General features: G+C 60.5%; 26 protein-coding genes and 6 tRNA genes. 11 read left to right on the top strand and 21 right to left on the bottom strand.

Annotation, left to right across the window (positions count from 1 at the left end; translation table 11 throughout):
- Positions 1-99 precede the first annotated feature (99 nt).
- The 6 genes from ACE4QZ_RS05410 to ACE4QZ_RS05385 form a co-directional block, all read right to left on the bottom strand.
- Positions 100-879, bottom strand: a complete 780-nt coding sequence (locus ACE4QZ_RS05410) for a replication initiator protein A (protein WP_198035920.1) — start codon at positions 877-879, stop codon at positions 100-102.
- Between the two features lie 243 nt (positions 880-1,122).
- Positions 1,123-1,326, bottom strand: coding sequence for a helix-turn-helix transcriptional regulator (locus tag ACE4QZ_RS05405; protein ID WP_128610139.1), 204 nt, complete (start codon positions 1,324-1,326; stop codon positions 1,123-1,125).
- Between the two features lie 106 nt (positions 1,327-1,432).
- Positions 1,433-2,179: a hypothetical protein gene (locus tag ACE4QZ_RS05400; RefSeq protein WP_280070249.1), complete on the bottom strand. Its 747-nt coding sequence runs from the start codon at positions 2,177-2,179 to the stop codon at positions 1,433-1,435.
- The gene (locus ACE4QZ_RS05395; RefSeq protein WP_156867335.1) at positions 2,176-3,390 is read right to left on the bottom strand and encodes a tyrosine-type recombinase/integrase; all 1,215 of its coding nucleotides are present in this window, start codon (positions 3,388-3,390) and stop codon (positions 2,176-2,178) included. The genes ACE4QZ_RS05400 and ACE4QZ_RS05395 overlap by 4 nt, the downstream gene beginning before the upstream one ends.
- A gap of 166 nt (positions 3,391-3,556) precedes the next feature.
- A tRNA-Thr gene (locus ACE4QZ_RS05390) sits at positions 3,557-3,632 on the bottom strand.
- A 71-nt stretch (positions 3,633-3,703) separates the two neighbouring features.
- The gene (locus tag ACE4QZ_RS05385; protein WP_012051131.1) at positions 3,704-4,114 is read right to left on the bottom strand and encodes a pilin; all 411 of its coding nucleotides are present in this window, start codon (positions 4,112-4,114) and stop codon (positions 3,704-3,706) included.
- 216 nt (positions 4,115-4,330) lie between these two features.
- Between ACE4QZ_RS05385 and ACE4QZ_RS05380 the strand changes: the two genes are divergently transcribed.
- From ACE4QZ_RS05380 to yacG, 4 genes are read left to right on the top strand one after another with little or no spacing between them, the layout of a single operon-like run.
- Entirely contained in the window at positions 4,331-5,539 is a 1,209-nt protein-coding gene (locus ACE4QZ_RS05380; RefSeq protein ID WP_021784186.1) for a type II secretion system F family protein, read from the top strand.
- Positions 5,540-5,541: 2 nt separating this feature from the next.
- On the top strand, positions 5,542-6,408 hold the full coding sequence (locus ACE4QZ_RS05375) for a prepilin peptidase (RefSeq protein ID WP_410480414.1): 867 nt from the start codon (positions 5,542-5,544) through the stop codon (positions 6,406-6,408).
- Entirely contained in the window at positions 6,408-7,031 is a 624-nt protein-coding gene (gene coaE / locus ACE4QZ_RS05370; RefSeq protein ID WP_004575721.1) for a dephospho-CoA kinase, read from the top strand. Before ACE4QZ_RS05375 ends, coaE begins: the two co-directional genes overlap by 1 nt.
- Positions 7,028-7,228 (top strand): DNA gyrase inhibitor YacG, encoded by a 201-nt coding sequence (gene yacG, locus ACE4QZ_RS05365; RefSeq protein WP_010951889.1) that lies wholly within the window; start codon positions 7,028-7,030, stop codon positions 7,226-7,228. The genes coaE and yacG overlap by 4 nt, the downstream gene beginning before the upstream one ends.
- 193 nt (positions 7,229-7,421) lie before the next feature.
- Here yacG and ACE4QZ_RS05360 read toward each other — a convergent pair whose 3' ends face one another.
- Positions 7,422-8,129 carry an energy-coupling factor ABC transporter permease gene (locus tag ACE4QZ_RS05360; protein WP_021784188.1) on the bottom strand — a complete coding sequence of 236 codons (708 nt, stop codon included), beginning with the start codon at positions 8,127-8,129 and terminating at the stop codon, positions 7,422-7,424.
- An 87-nt stretch (positions 8,130-8,216) separates the two neighbouring features.
- On the opposite strand from ACE4QZ_RS05360, the gene ACE4QZ_RS05355 reads away from it, so the two are divergent.
- The 4 genes from ACE4QZ_RS05355 (at position 8,217) to ACE4QZ_RS05340 (ending at position 11,019) form a co-directional block, all read left to right on the top strand.
- Positions 8,217-8,648 carry a hypothetical protein gene (locus ACE4QZ_RS05355; RefSeq protein WP_103443441.1) on the top strand — a complete coding sequence of 144 codons (432 nt, stop codon included), beginning with the start codon at positions 8,217-8,219 and terminating at the stop codon, positions 8,646-8,648.
- Between the two features lie 55 nt (positions 8,649-8,703).
- The gene (locus tag ACE4QZ_RS05350) at positions 8,704-9,333 is read left to right on the top strand and encodes a DUF1780 domain-containing protein (RefSeq protein ID WP_003247546.1); all 630 of its coding nucleotides are present in this window, start codon (positions 8,704-8,706) and stop codon (positions 9,331-9,333) included.
- A 132-nt stretch (positions 9,334-9,465) separates the two neighbouring features.
- Entirely contained in the window at positions 9,466-9,639 is a 174-nt protein-coding gene (locus ACE4QZ_RS05345; RefSeq protein ID WP_008091951.1) for a DUF3094 domain-containing protein, read from the top strand.
- Positions 9,640-9,723: 84 nt separating this feature from the next.
- Complete coding sequence (locus ACE4QZ_RS05340) at positions 9,724-11,019, top strand: NAD(P)/FAD-dependent oxidoreductase (protein ID WP_410480413.1); 1,296 nt, start codon at positions 9,724-9,726, stop codon at positions 11,017-11,019.
- A 186-nt stretch (positions 11,020-11,205) separates the two neighbouring features.
- Here ACE4QZ_RS05340 and ACE4QZ_RS05335 read toward each other — a convergent pair.
- From ACE4QZ_RS05335 to rluD, 8 genes are all read right to left on the bottom strand, one after another.
- Positions 11,206-11,281: transfer RNA gene (locus ACE4QZ_RS05335), tRNA-Lys, on the bottom strand.
- A 5-nt stretch (positions 11,282-11,286) separates the two neighbouring features.
- A tRNA-Pro gene (locus ACE4QZ_RS05330) sits at positions 11,287-11,363 on the bottom strand.
- A 47-nt stretch (positions 11,364-11,410) separates the two neighbouring features.
- Positions 11,411-11,486, bottom strand: a tRNA-Lys gene (locus tag ACE4QZ_RS05325).
- A gap of 6 nt (positions 11,487-11,492) precedes the next feature.
- A tRNA-Pro gene (locus ACE4QZ_RS05320) sits at positions 11,493-11,569 on the bottom strand.
- A 4-nt stretch (positions 11,570-11,573) separates the two neighbouring features.
- Positions 11,574-11,649: transfer RNA gene (locus ACE4QZ_RS05315), tRNA-Asn, on the bottom strand.
- Positions 11,650-12,011: 362 nt separating this feature from the next.
- Positions 12,012-14,576, bottom strand: a complete 2,565-nt coding sequence (clpB, locus tag ACE4QZ_RS05310; RefSeq protein WP_274119214.1) for an ATP-dependent chaperone ClpB — start codon at positions 14,574-14,576, stop codon at positions 12,012-12,014.
- Between the two features lie 249 nt (positions 14,577-14,825).
- On the bottom strand, positions 14,826-15,566 hold the full coding sequence (gene pgeF / locus ACE4QZ_RS05305; RefSeq protein ID WP_021784193.1) for a peptidoglycan editing factor PgeF: 741 nt from the start codon (positions 15,564-15,566) through the stop codon (positions 14,826-14,828).
- Entirely contained in the window at positions 15,563-16,525 is a 963-nt protein-coding gene (rluD, locus tag ACE4QZ_RS05300) for a 23S rRNA pseudouridine(1911/1915/1917) synthase RluD (RefSeq protein WP_003247554.1), read from the bottom strand. Before rluD ends, pgeF begins: the two co-directional genes overlap by 4 nt.
- 147 nt (positions 16,526-16,672) lie before the next feature.
- Here rluD and ACE4QZ_RS05295 point away from each other — a divergent pair, with 147 nt between their 5' ends.
- A complete protein-coding gene (locus tag ACE4QZ_RS05295) occupies positions 16,673-17,692 on the top strand; it encodes an outer membrane protein assembly factor BamD (protein ID WP_021784194.1) in 1,020 nt (339 codons plus the stop codon).
- Positions 17,693-17,786: 94 nt separating this feature from the next.
- Complete coding sequence (locus ACE4QZ_RS05290) at positions 17,787-18,017, top strand: PP0621 family protein (RefSeq protein WP_003247559.1); 231 nt, start codon at positions 17,787-17,789, stop codon at positions 18,015-18,017.
- Between the two features lie 59 nt (positions 18,018-18,076).
- Here the strand turns inward: ACE4QZ_RS05290 and thiO are convergent, their stop codons facing one another.
- The 5 genes from thiO to ACE4QZ_RS05265 are packed head-to-tail and all read right to left on the bottom strand — an operon-like array spanning position 18,077 to position 20,898.
- Entirely contained in the window at positions 18,077-19,174 is a 1,098-nt protein-coding gene (gene thiO, locus ACE4QZ_RS05285; protein ID WP_274103381.1) for a glycine oxidase ThiO, read from the bottom strand.
- Positions 19,175-19,228: 54 nt separating this feature from the next.
- Positions 19,229-19,618: a type IV pilin protein gene (locus ACE4QZ_RS05280; protein WP_021784196.1), complete on the bottom strand. Its 390-nt coding sequence runs from the start codon at positions 19,616-19,618 to the stop codon at positions 19,229-19,231.
- A gap of 1 nt (position 19,619) precedes the next feature.
- Entirely contained in the window at positions 19,620-20,084 is a 465-nt protein-coding gene (locus ACE4QZ_RS05275; RefSeq protein WP_103443436.1) for a hypothetical protein, read from the bottom strand.
- The gene (locus ACE4QZ_RS05270) at positions 20,081-20,719 is read right to left on the bottom strand and encodes a PilW family protein (RefSeq protein WP_021784198.1); all 639 of its coding nucleotides are present in this window, start codon (positions 20,717-20,719) and stop codon (positions 20,081-20,083) included. Before ACE4QZ_RS05270 ends, ACE4QZ_RS05275 begins: the two co-directional genes overlap by 4 nt.
- A complete protein-coding gene (locus tag ACE4QZ_RS05265; protein ID WP_021784199.1) occupies positions 20,716-20,898 on the bottom strand; it encodes a prepilin-type N-terminal cleavage/methylation domain-containing protein in 183 nt (60 codons plus the stop codon). Before ACE4QZ_RS05265 ends, ACE4QZ_RS05270 begins: the two co-directional genes overlap by 4 nt.
- Before the next feature lie 109 nt (positions 20,899-21,007).
- Here ACE4QZ_RS05265 and ACE4QZ_RS05260 point away from each other — a divergent pair, with 109 nt between their 5' ends.
- A complete protein-coding gene (locus ACE4QZ_RS05260; RefSeq protein WP_103443435.1) occupies positions 21,008-21,490 on the top strand; it encodes a GspH/FimT family pseudopilin in 483 nt (160 codons plus the stop codon).
- Positions 21,491-21,566: 76 nt separating this feature from the next.
- Here the strand turns inward: ACE4QZ_RS05260 and ispH are convergent, their stop codons facing one another.
- Positions 21,567-22,514 (bottom strand): 4-hydroxy-3-methylbut-2-enyl diphosphate reductase, encoded by a 948-nt coding sequence (ispH, locus tag ACE4QZ_RS05255; protein ID WP_021784201.1) that lies wholly within the window; start codon positions 22,512-22,514, stop codon positions 21,567-21,569.
- Positions 22,515-22,517: the final 3 nt, after the last annotated feature.

The raw sequence follows: 22,517 nt of genomic DNA, 5'->3' as shown, positions 1-22,517 counted from the left end.
ACGATATAAAAATTTCAGGAGTGGGCAATGGACGGGCCCTAGTGGTTAATCGACGGAAAATGGTGTGCAATGGACGGAATGTGGTGGGTAATAGACGGGTTATCCACAGCCTGAATCCCAGCCTCGTCGTGTCATGATCAGTTGCGGCCCGGATTGTCCAGCCTCCTCGTATAATTCATATTCAGGGAGATTATTCAACCTGATTAGAACCCTTAGAGTTCGACAGAACTCCTTAAAGCTTGTAACCCCGCTTCGCTCATAAACGGTTCTAAATCCCCACCGAGCCCTATCATTCCCCGCTGCACGTCGAGCCAAACGATAAATAAAGCGCCCAATAGCTGATTCGATTAGAAAATAGTCTGCACCGACAGTGAGAACTGTAGATTTTGGACTGCGCGTCACTTGCGAGTAGATCCAATTAGGCGCCTCAATTTCAACGCGATCTAGTCTGCCGCTGCCTGTGACGGAAAGCACACGATACCCACTAATAAGGCTTTCACTTTTCACCTCACGCATTATGAGCTTACTCTTATGTACAGCACGAGAAACCACACTTTTAATTACGGTTCCCTTTAAGCGATCCAATGCTGACTCAATTCTTCCCGACTGACCACCACCATCGCCGCGCTGACTAAACCTCAGCATATCCGAGACATGCATGGTAAAAACACGACTCGGCATTGCGCTGTGGCCTTTTTTATGGCGATTCATCGATTCGGTCAAATGCGATATCAACATCAACACAATATCGTAGTCCCAGATCGTTGCCATCCCATCTGGCCCTGCCTTCACCTCGACATAGCCATCTTTCAAGTTATACCGTATAACTTCACCTGCACGCTTTTCCTTTTTGGACATTCGAAACAGCGCAATATCCATAAAGTGTCGACTATCTTTGGCCGCGATGCTTTCAGCTGTTACAAAAAAATCAACTAGCTCTACTTCTTCCGCGCTTTTACTTATGCTAGCTTCACGACACCTAGAATTTAATTCCTCCCAGGACTCACCAGGACGAGCTTGATCTTGGATTCGCGTCCCACTAACCCTAGCCTTAACTTGCGCCCAGGACTCACCTGGACGCGCCTCCTTTAGTAATCGTTCATGACTGGATGACAATTTGCATCATCCCTGCGACGCGTTAATTTTCTCAGCGATCCACGCATTCACATGCTCCGCTGGCCATGCCACAGAATTCGCTCCGAGAGAGATTCCAGGAGGAAACTCACCGGCTCGAATCAAGCGGTAGATCTGAGACTTGCTCAGCCCCACAAGGGCACAGACTCCCGGCAGGCGAAGCAGTAGAGGTGAGACAGGTTGGATAGCCATCTTGGCGGATCTCCTTGGAACCGGATTGGATGGCTATCGATTGAATGGCACCTGAGGCTGTGAGTCTTGGCAATTGCCATTTTTACAGGGAAATGCCAAAAAAACTCTAGCGAGGTTTCTTTGTACCCTTACGAAAACTATCATCCATGTATTTTTCTAGCGTTTTATGACTTCTAGGCATATCGGCTTCCGCGGCATCTGCAAGGTTTAAAATTGTCGTGCACAGGTTATATATTGAACTAGAGTCATGTAGCCTAGCGGCACGTAACTTGATAGTATCAGCACGCATTCTGGCCTTATCATCTACAGGCTGCTCAGTGTGAGCCCTGTCAACTTCCTTAATCAAATCAACCAAACCACTGATTATCTGACCAATCGACGCCATCTCTTTTGCCCGAGACGCCTTCCCTTCATTACTGATTTCGATTTTTGCACTAGCCTCCTCAACCAGAAAGTATTTAGGAACTTCAATTCCTGCCTGCCCAAACCACTCAGCCAAAGTCTTCTTGGACAAGAATATTAGGCCTGCCGGCACATCCCTAGTATCTCGACAACTTTCAGAGTATGTAGTAACAAGATCAAACCCTTCCTTAGATACAGAACCATACAAACCATAAAAATAGTTCAAGACACCTTCAAAAAAAAGCTTATATTTTCGAATCGAATGTCGCGAAGAATCTACCCTCCCGACCCAGAATACATGGCTAGGCAGTGCAAACCTTCCTTGGGCCTTATACTCTTGGTGTAGCTCGCCAATCAACTCATGTAGAGCGTGCGCTGCATCGGGAACATCAACGCCGTAATATTTAGCATATTCAGAAACCAGCTCAGGCAGACGTATTTCATCACTCATACGGCACTCTCCCTCATCTTTCTATAAGCGTCAGTAGTTGACGACAATTCATCAAGATGATCGGCATACCATTGAAGCATTTCGCGACGCCCCTCTAAGTACTGAGCGTGGTTATAGGTGCCGCGAATACTATTTTTGTCTACATGTGCAAGCTGAGTTTCGACCCACTCACTGCGATACCCCTGCTCATGCAGAGTGGTGGACATCGTGTGGCGGAATCCGTGTCCAGTAGCCCTGCCATCGTAGCCGGAGCGCTTGAGCAATTGATTAATAGCAGCTTCGCTCATCGCCTTCGCCGGATCGTTCCGACCTGGGAAGGCAAGCGTGTAGCCGCCTGTAATGCCTTGGAGTTCACACAAAGCGGCGATTGCTTGCTTGGACAAAGGGACTAGGTGGGCGCGGCGCATCTTCATCCGGGCGGCCGGAATCATCCAGAGCTTTTGTTCCAAGTCAAACTCAGACCAGGGGGCGCCTCTCAATTCAGCGGTCCGTACCCCCGTCAGAATGAGCAGTCGGGTAGCAATCTTCACTACATCATGGCCAGGACACTCCTGAAAGCTGCGTATCAACTCAGGAAGCTCGGAGATAGGCAGAAACGGATAGTGTCGAGACGTCGGGGTCTGCAGTGCTCCTCCGATGTCTGCGATTGGGTTGTACTCGATACGTCCAGTGGCAATCGCAAAACGATAAACTTCTTGGCAACGTTGCCGAACCTTACGCAGCTTCTCCAGAGCGCCCCTGGACTCGATACGGCGGAAGACCTGCAACCACTGCATGGGCTTGATATCAGCTAACGGGAAAGACCCGACTTGCGGAAAGATATCGAGCTCGAAGGCCTCGATTACATCAGTGGCATAACCTGCTGACCAACGAGGCGACTTGTGCTGATGCCACTCCAACGCCAGGCTCTTGAAAGTATTCGCACGTGAGACCGCTGCCTGTGCTCGTGCAACCTTTCGCTCAAGCCCAGGATGTCGCCCCTGCGCCACAAGCTGACGGGCCTCTGAGGCATGCTGTCGCGCCTGCGCAAGAGTTACTTTTTCGATGGTGCCAAGCGAAATGTGTGACTGCTTGCCATCCAAGCGGAATCGAAAGCGCCACGACTTGCCACCCGCTGCACGAATCCAGAGAAACAAGCCTCCCCCGTCGGCAAGCCCATAGTCCCGTTCACGTGGAGCGGCATTCTTAACCTGTAGTGCCGTCAAAGGCATGCTGAGTACCCATGGATTATTGAACCACAGTAAGGTACTCGCACAGGTACTCAAAGGACAAGCACTGGGATGGAACTGGATGGCACTGCATAAAACAGAAAGCCCGCACTAGGTGGGCTTTTGAGGAGTTTCATGCGACTGCTTGGCACTGCATGAATCTATTGACTGGTGCCGGAGACAGGAATCGAACCTGCGACCTTCGCGTTACGAGTGCGCTGCTCTACCGACTGAGCTACACCGGCGTGTAGCGCAACGTACCACTGCTCACACCCGCAACGCAAACCCCTGTTTCCGCTGGTTTATTGCCCTGCCCTCAAGCCCCCTTGCACCCTTTGGGCGCCAGGTCTTCCTCGATGTCGGTCGTGCACGCCCAGCCGCTGGCCGAACGCGTCAGGGTCAGGGCCTTGCCCAGCGCGTTGGCAGGCGCATCCACCAGGGTGCAAACAATGCTGCCGCTACCATCCGCGGCCTTGCCGCTCGCCGTGATCGCACAATGCGCCGTCGCCGGCTGGCCACCCAGGGCGGCAACATCCGCTACATCCTTGCCATCATTCAGCCGCAGATCCATCGCCGTCTTCAGCGCGCTGATCTCCAGCAACCCGGCCGCGGCCTTGGAGCGTGCCTGGTGGTTGGTGTACATCGGTAAGGCGATGGTCGCCAGAATGCCGATGATCGCGACGACGATCATCAGTTCGATCAGGGTGATACCGCGTTGCCCTTTCATGAACGTAGTTCCTTTTTGATTCGCTTACACATTGAGGTCAGTTGCGCCCCAACCGGCAGCGGCGCAGTAGGCCTGAACAGACACCTTTTGTCACCCCTGCCCGCACGGGCGTCATCTTCGCTGAACTACTCTAGTGAGCATCACGGACGCCTGCCCTTGCATGGACGCGGCAAGCTGTTTCCAGGCTTGTCGCCGGGGCTGAACAAGGACCTTTGCATGACTTCATCTTCACTTCTCTACCGCTGGCACGGCACCGACGCCAATGGCACGCCGGTCAGCGGCCAAACACCCGGGCGCAGCCCGGCTTATGTGCGCGCCGGGCTGATTCGCCAGGGCATCACTGTGGCGAGTTTGCGGCCGGCCAGCGGGCTGGCGTTCAGCTTGCCAAAGCGGCGCGAAAAGGCTGACCCGGCGGGGTTCAGCCGGCAGTTGGCGACGTTGCTCAAGGCCGGGGTGCCGCTGCTGCAGGCGTTCGAGGTGATGGGCCGCAGTGGTTGCGATGCGGCGCAGGCGGCGTTGCTGGAAAGATTGAAACAGGATGTGGCCTCGGGCCTGGGGTTGGCGGATGCGTTGCAGCGTCACCCGGCATGGTTCGATGCGCTGTATTGCAACCTGGTACGGGTGGGCGAGCAGTCCGGTACGCTCGACCGGCAGCTGGAGCAGCTGGCCGGCATGCTGGAACAGCGTCGGGTGCTGCACAAGAAGGTGCGCAAGGCGATGATCTACCCGCTGCTGCTGTTGCTGACCGGGCTGGGGGTGTCGGCAATCTTGTTGCTGGAGGTGATTCCTAAATTCGAGAGCATGTTCTCGGGCATGGGTGCGGCGTTGCCGGCATTTACCCAATGGGTGATCAACTTGTCCACAGGGCTGAGCCGGTTTGCGCCGCTGCTGCTGGTGATGGGCGTGGTGCTGGGTGTTGCCGTGCGCCAGCTTTACCGGCAGCACGCGCCAGCGCGCCTGTGGATATCTCGGCGGGTGCTGGGCTTGCCCGTGTTTGGCAAGTTGCTGGGGCAGGCCGCGCTGGCGCGGTTTGCGCGTAGCCTGGCAACGTCCTACGGCGCCGGGGTGCCGTTGCTGGATGCGCTGGGGACGGTGGCGCGGGTAACGGGTGGCGACCTGCACGAGCAGGCGGTGTTGCGGCTACGCCAAGGCATGGCCAATGGGCAAGGGCTGAACCAGGCGATGGCCGGTGAACCGCTGTTTCCCCCCTTGCTGGTGCAGTTGACGGCCATCGGTGAATCCAGCGGCACGCTGGACCAGATGCTGGAAAAAGCCGCCAGCCATTACGAGGAACAGGTCAGCCAGGCGCTGGACCAGTTGACCAGCCTGCTGGAGCCGGCCATCGTGCTGATCCTGGGCTTGCTGGTGGGTGGCCTGGTGGTGGCGATGTACCTGCCGATCTTCCAGTTGGGTAGTTTGATCTGAACATGACTTTATGGGCTTTGCTGGCTGAACAGCCAGCGTATTTCCTCACCCTTGCCACGGCGCTCGGCCTGCTGGTGGGCAGCTTTATCAACGTGCTGGTGTATCGCCTGCCGATCATGCTGGAGCGCCAATGGCAGCGTGAGGCGCAAGAGGTATTGGGGCTGCCGACCACGCAGCACGCGCGTTTCGACCTGTGTCTGCCCGCCTCCCGGTGCCCACACTGCGCACACCGGATTCGTGCGTGGGAGAACATTCCAGTCATCAGCTACCTGGCCTTGGGCGGGCGCTGTTCGTCCTGCAAAAACCGCATCAGCCTGCGTTACCCGGTAGTGGAAGTGGCCAGCGCGCTGCTGTCGCTGGTAGTGGCCTGGCGCTTTGGCGCTTCGGTAGAGGCGTTGCTGGCTCTGCCGCTGACCTGGTGCCTGCTGGCACTGAGCCTGATCGATGCGGACCACCAGTTGCTGCCGGATGTGCTGGTGTTGCCGACCATGTGGCTAGGGCTGATCGTCAATGCCTTTGGTATCCATGTGGCCCTGGCCGACGCACTGTGGGGCGCAGTGGCCGGGTACCTCAGCCTGTGGACGGTGTACTGGGTGTTCAGGCTGGTCACCGGCAAGGAAGGCATGGGCTATGGCGATTTCAAGCTGATGGCGCTGATCGGGGCGTGGGGGGGTTGGCAGGTGCTGCCGTTGACGCTGCTGTTGTCGTCGGTGGTTGGGGCGCTTGTTGGCCTGTGCCTGCTGCGTTTTCGCCGGCATGCCATGGGCACGGCAATCCCGTTTGGCCCTTATCTGGCAATTGCGGGGTGGATTGCCGTGCTCTGGGGTGATGAAATATACGCCTCATACATACAACTGCTTGGATACTGATGACCACTGCGGCCTTTACCCCCTGGATTCTCGGCCTGACCGGCGGCATTGGTAGCGGCAAAAGCGCCGCTGCCGAGCGCTTTGTCGAGCTTGGCGTGCACCTGGTCGATGCCGACCAGGCGGCGCGCTGGGTTGTCGAACCTGGTCGCCCGGCCCTGGCCAGCATCGTCGAGCGCTTCGGCCCGGGCGTGCTGCAGGGCGACGGCCAGCTCGATCGCGCCGCCCTGCGCCAGCTGATTTTCGCCGACCCGGCGCAACGCAAATGGCTGGAACAACTGCTGCACCCGCTGATCGGTCAGGAGATTTTCAGCTATCTGGCCAAGGCGCAGTCGCCTTATGCGGTCTATGTGTCGCCGCTGCTGATCGAATCGGGCCAGCACCACAAGACCCAACGCGTGCTGGTGATCGATGCGCCGCAGGACCTGCAAATAGCCCGAACCCTGGCGCGGGACAACACCAGTGCCGAGCACGTGCAGGCCATTTTGCAGGCGCAGTTGGCCCGTGAGGATCGCCTGCGCCATGCCGATGATGTGGTGGTCAACGACGGCGGCCTGGCCGCGCTGCATGAGCAGATTGACCGCCTGCACCACTTTTACCTGACTTTGAAAGGAGGCCAGCCATGAGCCAGCCATTGACCGTCGATTGCCCAACTTGCGGCGCGCCTGTGGAATGGAGCGAAAAAAACGCGTTCCGACCGTTTTGTTCGGACCGTTGCAAGCTGATCGACCTGGGCGCCTGGGCGGCTGAGGAGCACAAGATTGCGGGGTCGGAAGAGTCCGAAGATGAGCTGTATTCGGGGGACCTGGAGCCGCGGCATTGAGCTGATCCACAAATACAACGCGGGCCCACAACCCGCGCGGTACCTGTGGGAGCGGGCAAGCCCGCGAAGCAGGCGGCGCAGTGGATGGCACGGGCTTCGCCCGTGTTCGCGGGCATGCCCGCTCCCACAGTGAGAGTGCAACCTCTGAGTGCTGTGCATTACCCCCGAAGAGGCCGGCACAGCCACCACACACTCACCGCTCATCTTCCTTCCACGGCGCCTGCAGGTACCGCGTCCGGTTGAAGGTTTCCAGCCACTCGGGGCAAAACACCACCAGCGCACTGATCACCATGCCGTTGATGAACGCCTCGGGGAACATCATCAGCCACAGGTAGCCCACAAAGTCGCTGAGCCACTCCGGCAGGGCAAAACGCCCGTCCAGCCACAACACCCCTAGCGCTGCGGGGACGCAAACCAGCACGGTCAGCGCGGCCGGAAAAAAACCCGAACAAAAGATGTAAACGAACAGGTTGCGGGGCTGGGCACGCTCCACCAATACTGCGCACACCTCGGTAATCAGCACCGGCAAGCCAACCAGCAACAAACCATTCAACCCCAGCGCCGCCAGGTCCTGACGCCCCAGCGCCAGCAAGCCTAGCTGGGCCATGAACCCACCCAGCACCGCCAGCGGCCAGTCCAGCAACAGGGTGACCGCCGTCATGCCAATAAAGTGGTACGACACCCCGGTATCAAAGTCGCGCCGCACCAGCCACAGCGCAAACAGGCAGAACACCGTGCCAAACAGCAAATGCTGGCGGCGCCGGTCGGTAAACAGTTCAACCCAGCGAACCTGGCTGACCGCCCAGATCAGCAACGGCACATAACCCAGCCAGCCGAGGGTAAGGGTGGTGCCGGATAACACCTGCGCGCTGATCACCTGAACAATACCCTTTGCAGCCATGTGGATAAAACCGAGTCTACACCCATTCTCCCATGCCTTCGGCTGCGGTAGGCTGTCGCCTTCCATTCGATGCAGGAAGCATTGGTCATGCTGGAAGGAACCAACCCCGCCCTGCTACTGGCAGCGGCACTCAACGCCATCATCGGCGTAATTCACCTGGCCATCATCGCCGTGGGGCCGCGTTGGTACCGTTTGTTCGGGGCCGGCGAGCGCATGGCGGTGGCCGCCGAAAAGGGCCGCTGCTACCCGGCGCTGATCACCGCCGCCATCGCCTGCGTGTTGCTGGCCTGGTCGGCCTATGCGCTGTCGGCTGCCGGGGCGATCGGGCGGCTGCCCTTGCTGCTGCCAGTCATTTGCCTGATCACCCTGGTGTATTTGCTACGCGGTCTGCTGGGGCCAGTATTGCTGGCGGGCACCGGGCGTTCGCAGCGTTTTATCGTGGTCAGTTCGCTGATCTGCCTGGGCTTTGGCCTGGTGCATCTGGTCGGGCTGGTGCAGCAGTGGCCAGTGCTGGGCTGATTCTCACGCTTAAACAGCATCTTACCGTCATCGATTAGCGGCTAAGCTTGTCTGCATGGATGACTCAGACTACCTGCGCCTGCTTACCATCCAGGCCGAACAAGCCAATGCCTTTCTCTCCAACGCCCGTAAGTGGGAGCGGGAGCGTTGGGTGTGCCAGCGCCTGTTGCAGGGGCTGAACATTCCCTACCGCAGCGAGGACTTCACCCCGGCGGGGCAGGAGCCACCAGACGTGCTGTTCCGCGACGCCGCCTTCGAGGTGTTTTTCGTGCTCGACGAGGGCCGCCGGCTGAACGATGAATGGCGCGAGGAGCTGCAGCGGCGGCGCAGTGCGTTTTCCCTGGCGCAACTGGTACGCCGCGAAGCACGCCCACGGCGCATCAGTGCCACCGAACTGCTGGGGCGCCTGGCGCCCACCTTGCGCAAGAAGGCGCACAATTACCGGGAACGCGGGCTGGAGCTGAACGAGCTGGACATCATCGCGTTCTCCAGCCTCAAGCGCGAAGTGCTCGACCTCAACACCCACTTCCCGCCGCCTACCGAATACCTGCGCCAGGGCTGGCGCTCGCTGTCGCTGGTCGGGCCAACCTTTGCCCGGGTACTGTTTGCCCACCCCGATGCGCCGGATTTCCTGCGCGGCAACCTGGGCCGCAGCATCGTCTTCGACGTAGGCATCAGTCTTTGATCCAGTGCAGCGACTGTTTGCGATGGCGTACACTCGGCGCCAGGGATAGAAAGCATTATCATTTGTTTCAAGCGCCTGCGCGAACGCTGTAGCGTTTGCACAGTCACAAACGTCTACCTGACGAGGCCCACCATGACCAGCCGCCTGAACCCGGAAGATCAGCGTCGTGTCGATGAGTATCTGCGAGCCCCCCAGCACCAAGTCGAGCGCAGGCCCTTCCGGCCGTGGCTGCTCCTTGTGCTGGTGCTGGCCGTGACCATCGGGTTGGGTCTCATCAGCCGCCTGCTGAGTGGACTGGTGCTATGAGCTGCTTAGCGCTCGCCCTCCCCTCGTGCAGTTTGCGGCCGGCCCCCAGGGCCACGAATTCCGTAAACCTTATGAGATATTCCCATGACTCATCGCATCGTGATTGTCGGCGGCGGCGCCGGCGGCCTGGAACTGGCGACCCGCCTGGGTAAAAGCCTGGGCAAGCGCAAGCAGGCCGAAATCACCCTGGTCGACACCAACCTCACGCACATCTGGAAGCCACTGCTGCACGAAGTGGCCGCCGGCTCGCTGAACTCCTCGGAAGACGAACTGAACTACGTGGCTCAGGCCAAGTGGAATCACTTCAATTTCCAGCTGGGGCGCATGAGCGGCCTGGACCGTGAAGGCAAGCAGATTCAACTGGCTGCCACCCTCGACGAAGTGGGCCGCGAGCTGCTGCCTGCGCGCACCCTGGGCTACGACACCCTGGTGATCGCCGTGGGCTCCAACACCAACGACTTTGGCACCCTGGGCGCAGCGCAGCACTGCCTGTTCCTGGATACCCGTAAGCAGGCCGAGCGTTTCCACCAGCAACTGCTGAACCACTACCTGCGTGCCCACGCCGGCGACGTGGCCAGCGAAAAAATCAGCGTAGCCATTGTCGGCGCCGGTGCCACCGGTGTAGAGCTGGCGGCCGAGCTGCACCACGCTGCCCACGAGCTGGCGGCCTATGGCCTGGACCGCATCCAGCCCAAGGACATGCACATCACCCTTATCGAGGCGGGCCCGCGTGTTCTGCCGGCGCTGCCGGAGCGCATCAGCATACCGGTTCACAAGACCCTGGAAAAACTCGGGGTGAAGGTGATGACCAACGCCGCGGTCAGTGAAGTGACCGAGGACGGCCTGAAAACCAAGGACGGTGAAGTGATCCAGGCCAGCCTGAAAGTGTGGGCAGCCGGTATCCGCGCGCCAGGTTTCCTCAAGGACATCGATGGCCTGGAAACCAACCGCATCAACCAGTTGGTCGTGCGCCCTACCCTGCAAACCACCCGCGACGACAACATCTTCGCCTTCGGTGACTGCGCCGCCTGCCCGCAACCTGGCAGCGACCGTAACGTGCCGCCGCGTGCACAGGCAGCGCACCAGCAGGCTTCGATGCTGGCGCAAAGCCTGAAGGCGCGCCTGGAGAACAAGGCCCTGCCGACGTACGAGTACAAGGACTATGGCTCGCTGGTATCGCTGTCGCGCTTCTCGGCGGTGGGCAACCTGATGGGTAACCTGATGGGCAGCGTGAAGCTGGAAGGCTGGCTGGCGCGCATGTTCTATGTGTCGCTGTACCGCATGCACCAGATGGCGCTGTACGGGTTCTTCCGCACGGCGTTGATGATGCTGGGCAGCAAGATTGGCCGGGGTACCGAGCCGCGCCTGAAGCTGCACTAACAGGCGCCCGCATGCCCTGTATGGCGCGGGTTTACCTGTGAATGCGATGGTGGCTGCACTGCCGCATTCGCGGGTGAACCCGCTCCTACAAAGGGGCGGTGTGGCAAACAGGTGGGATTTGCACCGATGGGCGCATTTTTCGAGGCAAAAGAAAAAGGGCATCTCATGCGAGATGCCCTTTGTTCATGGTGGGTCGTGTAGGATTCGAACCTACGACCAATTGGTTAAAAGCCAACTGCTCTACCAACTGAGCTAACGACCCAAAAATGGTCGGGGTGAGGGGATTCGAACTCCTGACATCCTGCTCCCAAAGCAGGCGCGCTACCGGACTGCGCTACACCCCGAGTGTTTCAAAAAAAAGGGCATCTCTTTGGAGATGCCCTTTTCTACATGGTGGGTCGTGTAGGATTCGAACCTACGACCAATTGGTTAAAAGCCAACTGCTCTACCAACTGAGCTAACGACCCGGAAAATGGTCGGGGTGAGGGGATTCGAACTCCTGACATCCTGCTCCCAAAGCAGGCGCGCTACCGGACTGCGCTACACCCCGAGATTGGCTCCGCGACCTGGACTCGAACCAGGGACCCAATGATTAACAGTCATTTGCTCTACCGACTGAGCTATCGCGGAACTGAACTTCGGCACAACTCCGAAGACTGTGTTCGCTTCGGACTCTTTAGCTTCTTCGCTTTTGCGTTGTCGCTGCTGAGGCCGGCTATTCTACATTCTTCGTTTTGCTTGTCAACCACTTTTTTTCATTCAACTTACTGATTTGTAAGTTGTTTTGCGATCACTGATGTTGCTGGTGATTCGCTTAGTGCCTGACAACGCGGCGTATATTAGGGGCACTCTAAATTTGATGCAAGCAAAAATTTCAAAAATTTCAGGCGGTTACCCCGGATTGGCGCAAAGGCCCGAAATAGCTGGGCTGGACCGGCATTTGTAACAGGCAAAAAAAGCCCCGCAAACGCGGGGCTCATGGTGCAACACAATCAGCCGAAGACGATTTCGTCGCCTTCCACCCTGGCGGTGATCGCCGTACCGGGCAGGAACTTGCCGGCCAGAATCAGCTGCGCCAGCGGGTTCTCGATCCAGCGCTGGATCGCCCGCTTCAGCGGCCGTGCGCCGTATACCGGGTCGTAACCCACGGCAATCAGCTTGTCCAACGCCTCTGGGCTCAGGCTCAGCGACAGTTCGCGCTCCAGCAGGCGGCTGCGCAGGCGGCCGAGTTGGATTTCGGTAATACCGGCAATCTGCTCGCGGCCCAATGGCTCGAACACCACCACTTCGTCGATGCGGTTGATGAACTCCGGACGGAAGTGTGCCCCCACCGCATCCATCACTGCCGCACGCTGTGCCTCGCGGTCACCCACCAGTTCCTGAATCTGCGCCGAGCCCAGGTTGGAGGTCATCACGATCACGGTGTTGCGGAAGTCCACGGTGCGCCCGTGGCTGTCAGTCAAGCGGCCGTCTTCCAGCACCTGCAGCAGCACGTTGAACACATCCGGGTGGGCTTTTTCCACCTCGTCCAGCAGCACCACCGAGTAAGGCTTGCGCCGCACGGCCTCGGTCAGGTAACCGCCCTCTTCATACCCGACATAGCCTGGCGGTGCACCGATCAGGCGCGCTACGGAGTGCTTCTCCATGAATTCGGACATGTCGATGCGCACCATCGCCTCTTCGGTGTCGAACAGGAACTCGGCCAGCGCCTTGCACAGTTCGGTCTTGCCCACACCGGTCGGGCCGAGGAACAGGAACGAACCACTCGGCCGGTTCGGGTCAGACAGCCCGGCACGTGAGCGGCGTACGGCGTTGGCGACGGCGGTTACCGCCTCGCCCTGGCCAATCACGCGCTGGTGCAGCAGCTCTTCCATTTTCAGCAGCTTCTCACGCTCGCCTTCGAGCATCTTGGCCACAGGAATGCCGGTCCACTTCGACACCACTTCGGCAATTTCTTCCTCGGTGACCTTGTTGCGCAGCAACTGGTTGTCGGACTTGCCGTGCTGGTCGACCATCTGCAGGCTGCGCTCCAGGTCCGGGATCACCCCGTACTGCAGTTCGGCCATGCGGTTCAGGTCGCCTTTGCGACGGGCGGCTTCCAGTTCCTGGCGAGACTGCTCGATCTTTTGCTGGATCTGCGCCGAGCCCTGCACTTCAGCTTTCTCCGAAGCCCAGATTTCTTCCAGGTCGGAATACTCACGCTCCAGCCGCTCGATTTCCTCGGTCAGCTTCTCCAGGCGCTTTTTCGCCGCTTCGTCTTCCTCTTTCTTCAGCGCCTGCGACTCCACCTTCAGCTGGATCAGGCGGCGATCAAGGCGGTCGAGCACTTCCGGTTTGGAGTCAATCTCCATGCGGATGCGGCTGGCCGCTTCGTCGATCAGGTCAATGGCCTTGTCCGGCAGTTGGCGGTCGGTGATGTAGCGGTGGCTGAGCTTGGCCGCAGCGATGATTGCACCGTCGGTGATGGCCACCTTGTGGTGCACTTCATAGCGCTCTTTCAGGCCACGCAGGATGGCGATGGTGTCTTCCTCGCTCGGTTCCTCGACCAGCACCTTCTGGAAGCGGCGCTCCAGGGCGGCGTCCTTCTCGATGAACTGGCGGTACTCGTTCAGCGTGGTGGCGCCAACGCAATGCAGCTCGCCGCGGGCCAGGGCCGGTTTGAGCATGTTGCCGGCGTCCATGGCGCCCTCGCCCTTGCCGGCGCCGACCATGGTGTGCAGTTCGTCGATGAACAGGATGATCTGGCCTTCTTGCTTGGAAAGCTCGTTCAGCAGGCTTTTCAAGCGCTCTTCGAACTCACCGCGGTACTTGGCACCGGCAATCAGCGCGCCCATGTCCAGCGCCAGCAGGCGCTTGCCTTTGAGGCCGTCAGGCACTTCACCATTGATGATGCGCTGGGCCAGGCCTTCGGCAATGGCGGTTTTACCCACGCCAGGCTCACCGATCAGCACCGGGTTGTTCTTGGTACGGCGTTGCAGCACCTGCACGGTACGGCGGATTTCATCGTCACGGCCAATGACCGGGTCCAGCTTGCCCTCTTCGGCACGCTTGGTCAGGTCGACGGTGTACTTGTCCAGCGCCTGGCGCGATTCCTCAGCGTTGGCGTCATTCACTGCCGCGCCGCCACGCAGGTTGTTGATGGCATTTTCCAGCGCTTTCTTGCTCACGCCCTGGCTCAGCAGCAGCTTGCCGAGCTTGCTGTTTTCGTCCATGGCGGCCAACAGCACCAGCTCGCTGGAAATGAACTGGTCACCCTTCTGCTGTGCCAGACGGTCTGCCTGGTTAAGCAGGCGCGCCAAGTCCTGCGACATGTTCACGTCGCCGGTAGGGTTCTGTATTTTTGGTAGTTGGTCGAGCTCTTTCACCAGCCCCTGGCGCAGGCCATTGATGTCGAAGCCTACCTGCATCAGCAGCGGCTTGATGGAACCGCCCTGCTGTTCGAGCAGCGCCTGTAACAGGTGCACGGGCTCGATGGCAGGGTGGTCCATGCCAACGGCCAAAGACTGGGCATCGGATATTGCAAGTTGCAGCTTGCTGGTTAAACGGTCTATTCGCATGGTGTACCTTCCTTTAAAGGGCAGGTCGGAGCGATGGACAGCGCCTGTTTATAAAGAAACCTGCCTGAGATGACTTTATAGATAAGGCTGATTCTGGAAGATTCAAGCTTAGCGGGGTTGACCGAAGTCAACCTGTTGGATTAATGGGGGCCATTCGCGGGCATGCTCGCCCCCACAGGTACACCACCAGTTTCAACGTTTGCGGAACCTCTGTGGGAGCGGGCGTGCCCGCGAAGAGGCCGGTACAGGCTAGCGCGGGTCCAGCCAGACCAACGATGCGAAGCGCCCACCCTGCGGGGTACGGCGATAGGAGAAGAACCGTGCATCACTGACCGTGCACAAGCCACCGCCATAAACAGCAGTCACTCCACGGGCAGCCAGGCGAATACGCGCCAGCTCATAGATATCCGCCAACAGCTTGCCTGGCCGTTCGCCATCAACGAATGCCCGAGCTGCTTGCGGGTGCACGGCGGTAAAGGCATCACGCACTTCCAGCCCCACTTCGAACGCTTGCGGGCCGATGGCAGGCCCCAACCACACCAGCACCTCTTCTGGCGGCAGCGCCAGCCGGTCCAGCGTGGCTTCCAGCACGCCACCCGCCAGCCCGCGCCAACCAGCATGCGCCGCCGCCACGCGGGTGCCGGCGCGGTCGCAGAACAGCGCAGGCAGGCAATCGGCGGTCATCACGGTGCAGGCAATGCCAGGCTGGCGGGTCCAGCTGGCATCGGCCTCGGCGACCACAGCCGGGTCGGCATCCGCCACCACCAGGCCATGTACCTGCTTGAGCCAGGCCGGTTGGATGGCGAACTGTTCGCTCAGGCGGCGGCGGTTCTCGGCGACCGCGGCAGGGTCATCCCCAACATGGTCGCCGAGGTTGAAGGTTTCATAGGGCGGCAGGCTGACGCCGCCCTGACGGGTGGTGACACAGGCGCGCACCGAGGCCGGGGCCGGCCAGTCGGGGAACAGCAACGCCTGTGTCAGGCCACTCATCCGATGAAACTCTCGCGGTCCTGGTTCAGCAGCGACAGCAACCAGACGAAGTCATCCGGCAGTGGCGATTCCCACTTCATGACTTCACCGGTAATCGGGTGGGCCAAGGCAAGGAAACGCGCGTGCAGCGCCTGGCGCGGGAAGGTCTTGACCGCTTCGACCATGGTCGGGCTGGCAGCGGGCGGAATACGGAAGCGCCCGCCGTACGTCTGGTCGCCTACCAGCGGGAAACCCACATGGGCCATGTGCACGCGAATCTGGTGGGTACGGCCGGTTTCCAGCTTGACCCGCACATGGGTGTGCGAGCGGAAGCGCTTGAGTACACGGTAGTGGCTGACCGCCGGCTTGCCGCCGTCGGTTACAGCCATGCGCTGGCGCATGCCGCCGTGGCGGCCGATGGGCGCGTCGATCTTGCCACCGGCAGTCACCACGCCGATCACGATGCACTCGTAGATGCGGCTGACCTTGCGGGCCTGCATCTGCTCGACCAGCTTGGTCTGCGCCTGCAGGGTCTTGGCCACCACCATCAGGCCGGTGGTGTCCTTGTCCAGGCGGTGCACGATACCGGCGCGCGGCACGTTGACGATGTCTGGCACATGGTGCAGCAGCGCGTTGAGCAGGGTGCCGCTGGCATGCCCGGCCGCCGGGTGCACAACCAGCCCGGCAGGCTTGTTGATCACCAGGATGTGGTCGTCTTCGTAGACGATATCCAGTTCGATATCTTCTGCGATCCACTCACCCTGGGCCTCTTGCTCGGCCTCCAGGGCAAGCAGAGAACCACCATGAACAAGGTCTCGAGGGCGCACGACTGCACCATCGACCGTCAGGCGGCCCTCTTTGATCCACGAAGTTAGCCGCGAACGCGAGTACTCGGCGAACAATTGGGCGGCGACCTGGTCGAGGCGTTGGCCGCCCAGTTCGGACGGTACCTCTGCGCTAAGTTGAATGATCTCGGACATGCTCGATTCGGCGGGCGCACAGCCTTTGGTTTCGGCTGCGAGCTTGTGGTTAAATACGGCTTCTTTTGTCCCGGGGTTGGCCGGGGCGCTCATCATAACAGGACGGCACCGCCCAAGACAGCGGCCGTCAAAGGGACGCAAGCCGCCATGCAAGTGAAACACCTGCTGCTGATCGCCATCCTCGGGCTTACCGCGGCCTGTTCCTCTAATAAAGAGGTCATTGACGAGAACCTCAGCGAGGCCGAACTGTACCAGCAGGCCCAGGCTGATCTGGACAATTCCAGCTACACCAGCGCCGTGAACAAGCTCAAGGCCCTGGAGTCGCGCTACCCGTTCGGCCGCTATGCCGATCAGGCGCAGCTCGAGCTGATCTACGCCAACTACAAAAACTCCGAGCCCGAGGCCGCCAAGTCGGCCGCCGAGCGCTTTATCCGCCTGCACCCGCAGCACCCGAACGTCGATTACGCCTACTACCTCAAAGGCCTGACCTCGTTCGACCAGGACCGCGGCCTGCTGGCGCGCTTCCTGCCGCTGGACATGACCAAGCGTGACCCGGGCGCCGCCCGCGACTCGTATAACGAGTTCGCCCAGCTGACCAGCCGTTTCCCCAACAGCCGCTACGCACCAGACGCCAAGCAGCGCATGATCTACCTGCGCAACCTGCTGGCTTCGTACGAAATTCACGTGGCCGACTACTATCTGGGCCGCCAGGCTTATGTAGCTGCTGCCAACCGTGGCCGCTACGTGGTCGAAAACTTCCAGGAAACCCCGTCCGTCGGTGACGGCCTGGCAGTGATGGTCGAGTCGTACCAGAAGCTGCACCTGGACGAACTGGCCGCCACGAGCCTGGAAACCCTCAAGCTCAACTACCCGGACCACCCGAGCCTGGTCGATGGCGAGTTCCAGCCCAAGCAGACCGAGTCTGACGGCCGCGGCTGGCTGTCCAAGGCCACCTTGGGCCTGATCGAAACCGATACCCCGCTGCCGCCAGGCGAAACCCGCGCCAATCAGGACGTGGTCAAGCAGTTCCAGGACGCGCGCGACGAGATGCCGCGAGAGCTGCTGCCTAAAGACGAGAACGGCGACCCGATCGTGCCGGAAGGCCCGAAAGAAGCCGAGAAAGACCGTTCCTGGTTCAGCTACATGACCTTTGGTCTGTTCGACTGACCTTCGGCGGTGAATGAAAGGGAGGCCTTGGGCCTCCCTTTTTTATTGGCCGCGTCCTAGACTGTCGGCTTCTTCAATCGACAAGCTGGACACCATGGTTCGCCTACTTTTCTGGATCGCCCTGATCGCCGCCGCGTTCTGGCTGTGGCGCAAGTTCAAAGTCAGCCAGCAGTCGCACCCCGAGGCGAAGCTGGATGCGCCGCTGAAGATGGTGCGCTGCGCCCATTGCGGCGTGCACCTGCCCAACGACCGGGCGCTGCAGCAGGGTAATGAGTGGTACTGCAGCCAGGCACACCTGCAGCAGGGCCCTGGCCACAAGGGTTGAGCGCAAAACCCGCGGATGCACACAGAACCCGCTCCCACCGTGGGAGCGGGAAGATGCTCTCAGCCCAAACGCCCTTCTGGCGCATAGGGTGCCGGGTCGATGATCGGCTCGGCACCAGTCAGCAAATCGGTAAACAGCTGGCACGAAGCCGGCGCCAGCACCAGCCCATTGCGATAATGCCCGCAGTTCAGCCACAACCCTTCATGCCCTGGCACAGGCCCAATGTAAGGGATGCCTTCTGGCGACCCCGGCCGTAGTCCCGCCCAGTGCGCCACCACTGTGGCGCCTTCAAGCTCAGGCAACAACTCCACCGCCGATGCCTTCAGGCTTTCCAGCGCATCCCCGGTCGGGGTCTTGTCATACCCGGCGTGTTCCAGCGTGCTCCCCACCAGAATGTGCCCGTCACGTCGCGGAATCGCATAGCGCCCCTTGGCCAGCACCATGCTCGGCAGGAAATCTTCAGCGCACTTGAACAGGATCATCTGGCCCTTCACGGGCTCAACCGGCAGCTCAAGGCCAAGGGTACGCAACAGGTCGCCACTCCAGGCGCCTGCGCTGAGCACAACCTCATCCGCCGCCAGTACGCCATCGGCAGTCTGCACACCGGTCACGCGCCCCTTTTCTTGCTCGAAGCCGGTGATCTGGCAATGTTCGCGCAAGGTCACGTTCGGCAGCGCCAGCAACGCCGCCTTCAGCGACTTGACCAAGCGCGGGTTGCGCACATTGGCCACGCCAGCCATGTAGATGGCGTGCTTGAAGCCCGGGCCCAGCACCGGGACCGCATCGTAGGCCGCCGAAATATCCACGGCACTCAGCGGCCGCTGCTCGCGCGCGGCCCAGGCCAACGCTTCGGCCTCGTCGTCCAGGTCGAGCCAGTACAGCCCGGTGGTGTGAACTTCGGGGTCGACACCGGTGCTGGCGAACAGGCGCTCGCCCAGCTGTGGATAAAAGTCCTGCGACCAGTGCGCCAGAGCGGTCACTGCGGGGCTGTAGCGCCACGGGTACAACGGCGAGACAATGCCTCCGCCAGCCCAGGACGACTCTCGGCCAACCTCACCCTGATCGCACACCACCACCTGGCCGACCTTAGCTGCCAGGTTGAATGCCGTCAGCAGGCCGATCACCCCGCCGCCGACCACCACTACTTGCTTGCTCATCTGTCGATCCAACACCTGAAGTAAAACCGCGATGCACCGGGCATCATTCAACCTTCAGCTTCCCCAGCAGTGTGCGCTGTGCTCAACGGCGCCCGGATTGCGCTGCACGCCAGCCTGGTCGAGCTGGAAATCGCCACAGCCATCCTGCGCCATCAGCCCATGCGGTAGCCGCCGGGCGCGCAGCGTGAAGGTGTCACTGTCGCGCTGGGCCTGAAGGCTGTAGTAGCGGGTACCTTCGGGCAAGACCAGGTCGCCCTCGGCGTATTGGCCAGTGCGCACGCGGTGGCGCTCCAGGCGCAGGGCGGCATCATGCAGCAGGCCAACCACTTCGCTGCGCGCGGCTCGCCGAAGCTGGTCGCTGTAACTGGGGTAGGCAATGGCTGCCAGAATGCCGGTCACGGCCAGCACAATCAACAACTCGATCAGGCTCAAGCCTTGCTGCATGTCAGTCTCCTCGCAATCTTTGTCGCCAGGTGATGCGTTGGGTTTGATTGCCAGCCACGGCGTAGACCGCTTCCAGCACATGCCGTGAGCGGCTTTGCTTACTGACGGCGGTAATCCGGAACAGACTAACCGGCTGCCCTTCGGGCATGTGCGCGGCACATTTGCTGACACCCAGGTTCTGCACTTGGAAAAAACCGGTCTGGGTACCTTGCCACTGCCCAACCAGATCGTGCGGCTTGGGCGGCGGCAGGCACGCGTTACAAGCGTCAGGGGGCGCCCGTTCAAGTTCGCGTACCCCGGCCAGCAAAGTGGCTTCTGCCTCTTCCAGCGCCAGCAGGCCATCGCTCAGGTAGCCGGTCATCCGTGTTTCCACCAACGCGTCACGCAGGGCAGATGTGGCAAGCAGGCCCAGCAGGACGCTCAGGATCAAGGCCAGTAGAAGAACCACGCCACGCTGGCGAGTCATGAAGCGGGGACCGGGTTGCGAATTGCGACGCTCAGCGCATGGTGCTGCTCAAGCTGCAAGGTCGGCTCATACAATGTCAGCTGAAGATCGATCCGCTCTCCAGCCACCTGCACTACACGCAGTTCGCGCACGTGATCGACCAAGGGCTGATTACGGCCGCGCCGCTCGAAGTAAAGCGTACTTCCAACGTGAACATAGCGATGCCGGCTGACAGGCACAGCCATAAGCGTGTCGCTACCTTGCGCGCGCTCCTTGTGTACCTCCACCGTGTTGATACAGTTTGTCAGCAAGGTCCAGTCGGGGTCGCCGGCATACCCTGGTAACTCAGCGACAACCAGGCTCAAACTTGACGGGCCACTCGCCAAGGGCCGGGCAAAGGCCTGCTCCGCGCCGGGGACCAGAAAGTCGCCTGGGCTCAGACGCAGGCAACCGAACATCCCGGCCATGCGGATATCCTGCGCCATGCGCAGCAATGCAAGCCGCGCAGAATCCTGCATGCGCACTGCCGTACTTTGCAGGCGCCAAGTCTGGTGCGCGGAGACAAAAAGCTGGCTGGCCGCCGCCAGCAGCATCAATCCGATCGCCAGCGCCACCACCATCTCAAGCAAGCCAAGCCCTGCCTGACAGCGCCTCATCGCCGCCTGCGCTCATGTTCGCTGTGCAGCGCCATCGCCGCCTGGCCGTCACGGCGCGCGCTGTCCACAGCCTGCAATGCCTGCAATTGCGTCGCAGCCGTTGCGAACAGACCCACGGCCACGACCACAACCGCCAACAACACTTCCAGAAGCGTCATGCCCCCTTGCCTTGCGTGCATCCCTGCACCTCCTGCGACTTTTCCCGTCATTGCTTTCAACTTGGGCGACTGGATCTCTTGTCCAACCGCCAGGAAGCTATAGCCAAGCACGTCCAGGGAGGAATGCACGGTGAAGCAACGCGGCGTAACACTGATACAAATGTTGTCGGCCTTGGCCGTGGCGGTGTTGCTGACGCAGTTCGGCATACCGGCCTACGCCAGAATGAGCGATGACCTTCACAGGGCAGCAGCAGCGCGTGATCTGGCCCAAGCGTTGCGTAGTGCACGCAGCCATGCGCTGTTGCAGGGCCAGCCGGTGCTGGTGTTGGCGCTGGACGGTAATTGGGGGAATGGTTGGCGGGTAGTGCTGGAGCATAACCGGCAGGTGCTGCGTGAGCAGCGGCTGGCAAAGCCCCTGAAAATAGTCAGCAATCGTGGTGAGCAGTTCAAATTCAGTGCGCTGGGCGTGCCAATGACGTCGGGCAACGGCTGGCTGGGTGCAACACTGGAAATGTGCGAACGCTCCTCTGCTCGCAGCCGATATCAAGTGGCGCTGGCATCAAGCGGCAGAGTCAGGTTGGTTACAGAGGACCTGAGCACTGGCCGCTGCTAGGGCGGTCATTGCAGGAGCGGTCTTGTGTCGCGAAAGGGCTGCAAAGCAGCCCCTGCATTGGCGGCGATGCAGCCCCTTAGATCAGCGAGCGAACCCGCAGCTCTTTGGGCATTGAAAAGGTGATGTTCTCTTCACGCCCGTCCAGCTCTTCAGCGCCAGTGGCGCCCCAGGCCTTGAGCTGTTCGATCACGCCGCGCACCAGCACTTCGGGTGCCGAAGCACCGGCGGTGATGCCGATCCGCGCGGTCTGCTCAAACCAGCCGCGTTGCAGGTCCTCGGCACCGTCGATCAGGTAGGCCGGGGTGCCCATGCGCTCAGCCAGCTCGCGCAAACGGTTGGAATTGGAACTGTTCGGGCTGCCGACCACCAGCACCACGTCGCTCTCGCCAGCCAGTTGCTTGACGGCATCCTGGCGGTTCTGGGTGGCGTAGCAGATGTCGTCCTTGCGCGGGCCGCCGATGTTCGGGAAGCGCGCACGCAGCGCATCGATGACGCGGCTGGTGTCGTCCATCGACAGTGTTGTCTGGGTGACGAAAGCCAGGTGGTCCGGGTCGCGCACCTGCAGGTTGGCAACATCTTCCTCGTCTTCGACAAGGTAGATGGCGCCGCCGTTGCAGGCATCGTACTGGCCCATGGTGCCTTCGACTTCGGGGTGCCCTTCGTGGCCGATGAGAATGCACTCACGACCATCGCGGCTGTACTTGGCCACTTCGATGTGAACCTTGGTCACCAGCGGGCAGGTGGCATCGAACACTTTCAGGCCACGGCCAGCAGCTTCCTGGCGCACGGCCTGGGAAACACCGTGGGCACTGAAGATGACGATGACATCGTCCGGTACCTGGTCCAGCTCTTCGACAAAGATGGCGCCGCGGTTACGCAAGTCTTCCACCACGAACTTGTTGTGCACCACTTCGTGGCGCACATAGATCGGCGGGCCGAAGACTTCCAGCGCGCGGTTGACGATCTCGATCGCCCGGTCGACCCCGGCGCAAAAGCCGCGAGGGTTGGCGAGTTTGATTTGCATGCT

The organism is Pseudomonas sp. DCA-1 (genome assembly GCF_046523955.1).
Lineage (GTDB): Bacteria > Pseudomonadota > Gammaproteobacteria > Pseudomonadales > Pseudomonadaceae > Aquipseudomonas > Aquipseudomonas putida_Y.
This window is presented reverse-complemented; position numbering and strand designations above follow the sequence as displayed.

What these genes read in the sequence shown, in the direction of transcription:
- ACE4QZ_RS05410 (WP_198035920.1), bottom strand. Translation starts at nt 879, where the DNA reads ATGGATATTGCGCTGTTTCGAATGTCCAAAAAGGAAAAGCGTGCAGGT.
- ACE4QZ_RS05405 (WP_128610139.1), bottom strand. Translation starts at nt 1,326, where the DNA reads ATGGCTATCCAACCTGTCTCACCTCTACTGCTTCGCCTGCCGGGAGTC.
- ACE4QZ_RS05400 (WP_280070249.1), bottom strand. Translation starts at nt 2,179, where the DNA reads ATGAGTGATGAAATACGTCTGCCTGAGCTGGTTTCTGAATATGCTAAA.
- ACE4QZ_RS05395 (WP_156867335.1), bottom strand. Translation starts at nt 3,390, where the DNA reads ATGCCTTTGACGGCACTACAGGTTAAGAATGCCGCTCCACGTGAACGG.
- ACE4QZ_RS05385 (WP_012051131.1), bottom strand. Translation starts at nt 4,114, where the DNA reads ATGAAAGGGCAACGCGGTATCACCCTGATCGAACTGATGATCGTCGTC.
- ACE4QZ_RS05380 (WP_021784186.1), top strand. Translation starts at nt 4,331, where the DNA reads ATGACTTCATCTTCACTTCTCTACCGCTGGCACGGCACCGACGCCAAT.
- ACE4QZ_RS05375 (WP_410480414.1), top strand. Translation starts at nt 5,542, where the DNA reads ATGACTTTATGGGCTTTGCTGGCTGAACAGCCAGCGTATTTCCTCACC.
- coaE (WP_004575721.1), top strand. Translation starts at nt 6,408, where the DNA reads ATGACCACTGCGGCCTTTACCCCCTGGATTCTCGGCCTGACCGGCGGC.
- yacG (WP_010951889.1), top strand. Translation starts at nt 7,028, where the DNA reads ATGAGCCAGCCATTGACCGTCGATTGCCCAACTTGCGGCGCGCCTGTG.
- ACE4QZ_RS05360 (WP_021784188.1), bottom strand. Translation starts at nt 8,129, where the DNA reads ATGGCTGCAAAGGGTATTGTTCAGGTGATCAGCGCGCAGGTGTTATCC.
- ACE4QZ_RS05355 (WP_103443441.1), top strand. Translation starts at nt 8,217, where the DNA reads ATGCTGGAAGGAACCAACCCCGCCCTGCTACTGGCAGCGGCACTCAAC.
- ACE4QZ_RS05350 (WP_003247546.1), top strand. Translation starts at nt 8,704, where the DNA reads ATGGATGACTCAGACTACCTGCGCCTGCTTACCATCCAGGCCGAACAA.
- ACE4QZ_RS05345 (WP_008091951.1), top strand. Translation starts at nt 9,466, where the DNA reads ATGACCAGCCGCCTGAACCCGGAAGATCAGCGTCGTGTCGATGAGTAT.
- ACE4QZ_RS05340 (WP_410480413.1), top strand. Translation starts at nt 9,724, where the DNA reads ATGACTCATCGCATCGTGATTGTCGGCGGCGGCGCCGGCGGCCTGGAA.
- clpB (WP_274119214.1), bottom strand. Translation starts at nt 14,576, where the DNA reads ATGCGAATAGACCGTTTAACCAGCAAGCTGCAACTTGCAATATCCGAT.
- pgeF (WP_021784193.1), bottom strand. Translation starts at nt 15,566, where the DNA reads ATGAGTGGCCTGACACAGGCGTTGCTGTTCCCCGACTGGCCGGCCCCG.
- rluD (WP_003247554.1), bottom strand. Translation starts at nt 16,525, where the DNA reads ATGTCCGAGATCATTCAACTTAGCGCAGAGGTACCGTCCGAACTGGGC.
- ACE4QZ_RS05295 (WP_021784194.1), top strand. Translation starts at nt 16,673, where the DNA reads ATGCAAGTGAAACACCTGCTGCTGATCGCCATCCTCGGGCTTACCGCG.
- ACE4QZ_RS05290 (WP_003247559.1), top strand. Translation starts at nt 17,787, where the DNA reads ATGGTTCGCCTACTTTTCTGGATCGCCCTGATCGCCGCCGCGTTCTGG.
- thiO (WP_274103381.1), bottom strand. Translation starts at nt 19,174, where the DNA reads ATGAGCAAGCAAGTAGTGGTGGTCGGCGGCGGGGTGATCGGCCTGCTG.
- ACE4QZ_RS05280 (WP_021784196.1), bottom strand. Translation starts at nt 19,618, where the DNA reads ATGCAGCAAGGCTTGAGCCTGATCGAGTTGTTGATTGTGCTGGCCGTG.
- ACE4QZ_RS05275 (WP_103443436.1), bottom strand. Translation starts at nt 20,084, where the DNA reads ATGACTCGCCAGCGTGGCGTGGTTCTTCTACTGGCCTTGATCCTGAGC.
- ACE4QZ_RS05270 (WP_021784198.1), bottom strand. Translation starts at nt 20,719, where the DNA reads ATGAGGCGCTGTCAGGCAGGGCTTGGCTTGCTTGAGATGGTGGTGGCG.
- ACE4QZ_RS05265 (WP_021784199.1), bottom strand. Translation starts at nt 20,898, where the DNA reads ATGCACGCAAGGCAAGGGGGCATGACGCTTCTGGAAGTGTTGTTGGCG.
- ispH (WP_021784201.1), bottom strand. Translation starts at nt 22,514, where the DNA reads ATGCAAATCAAACTCGCCAACCCTCGCGGCTTTTGCGCCGGGGTCGAC.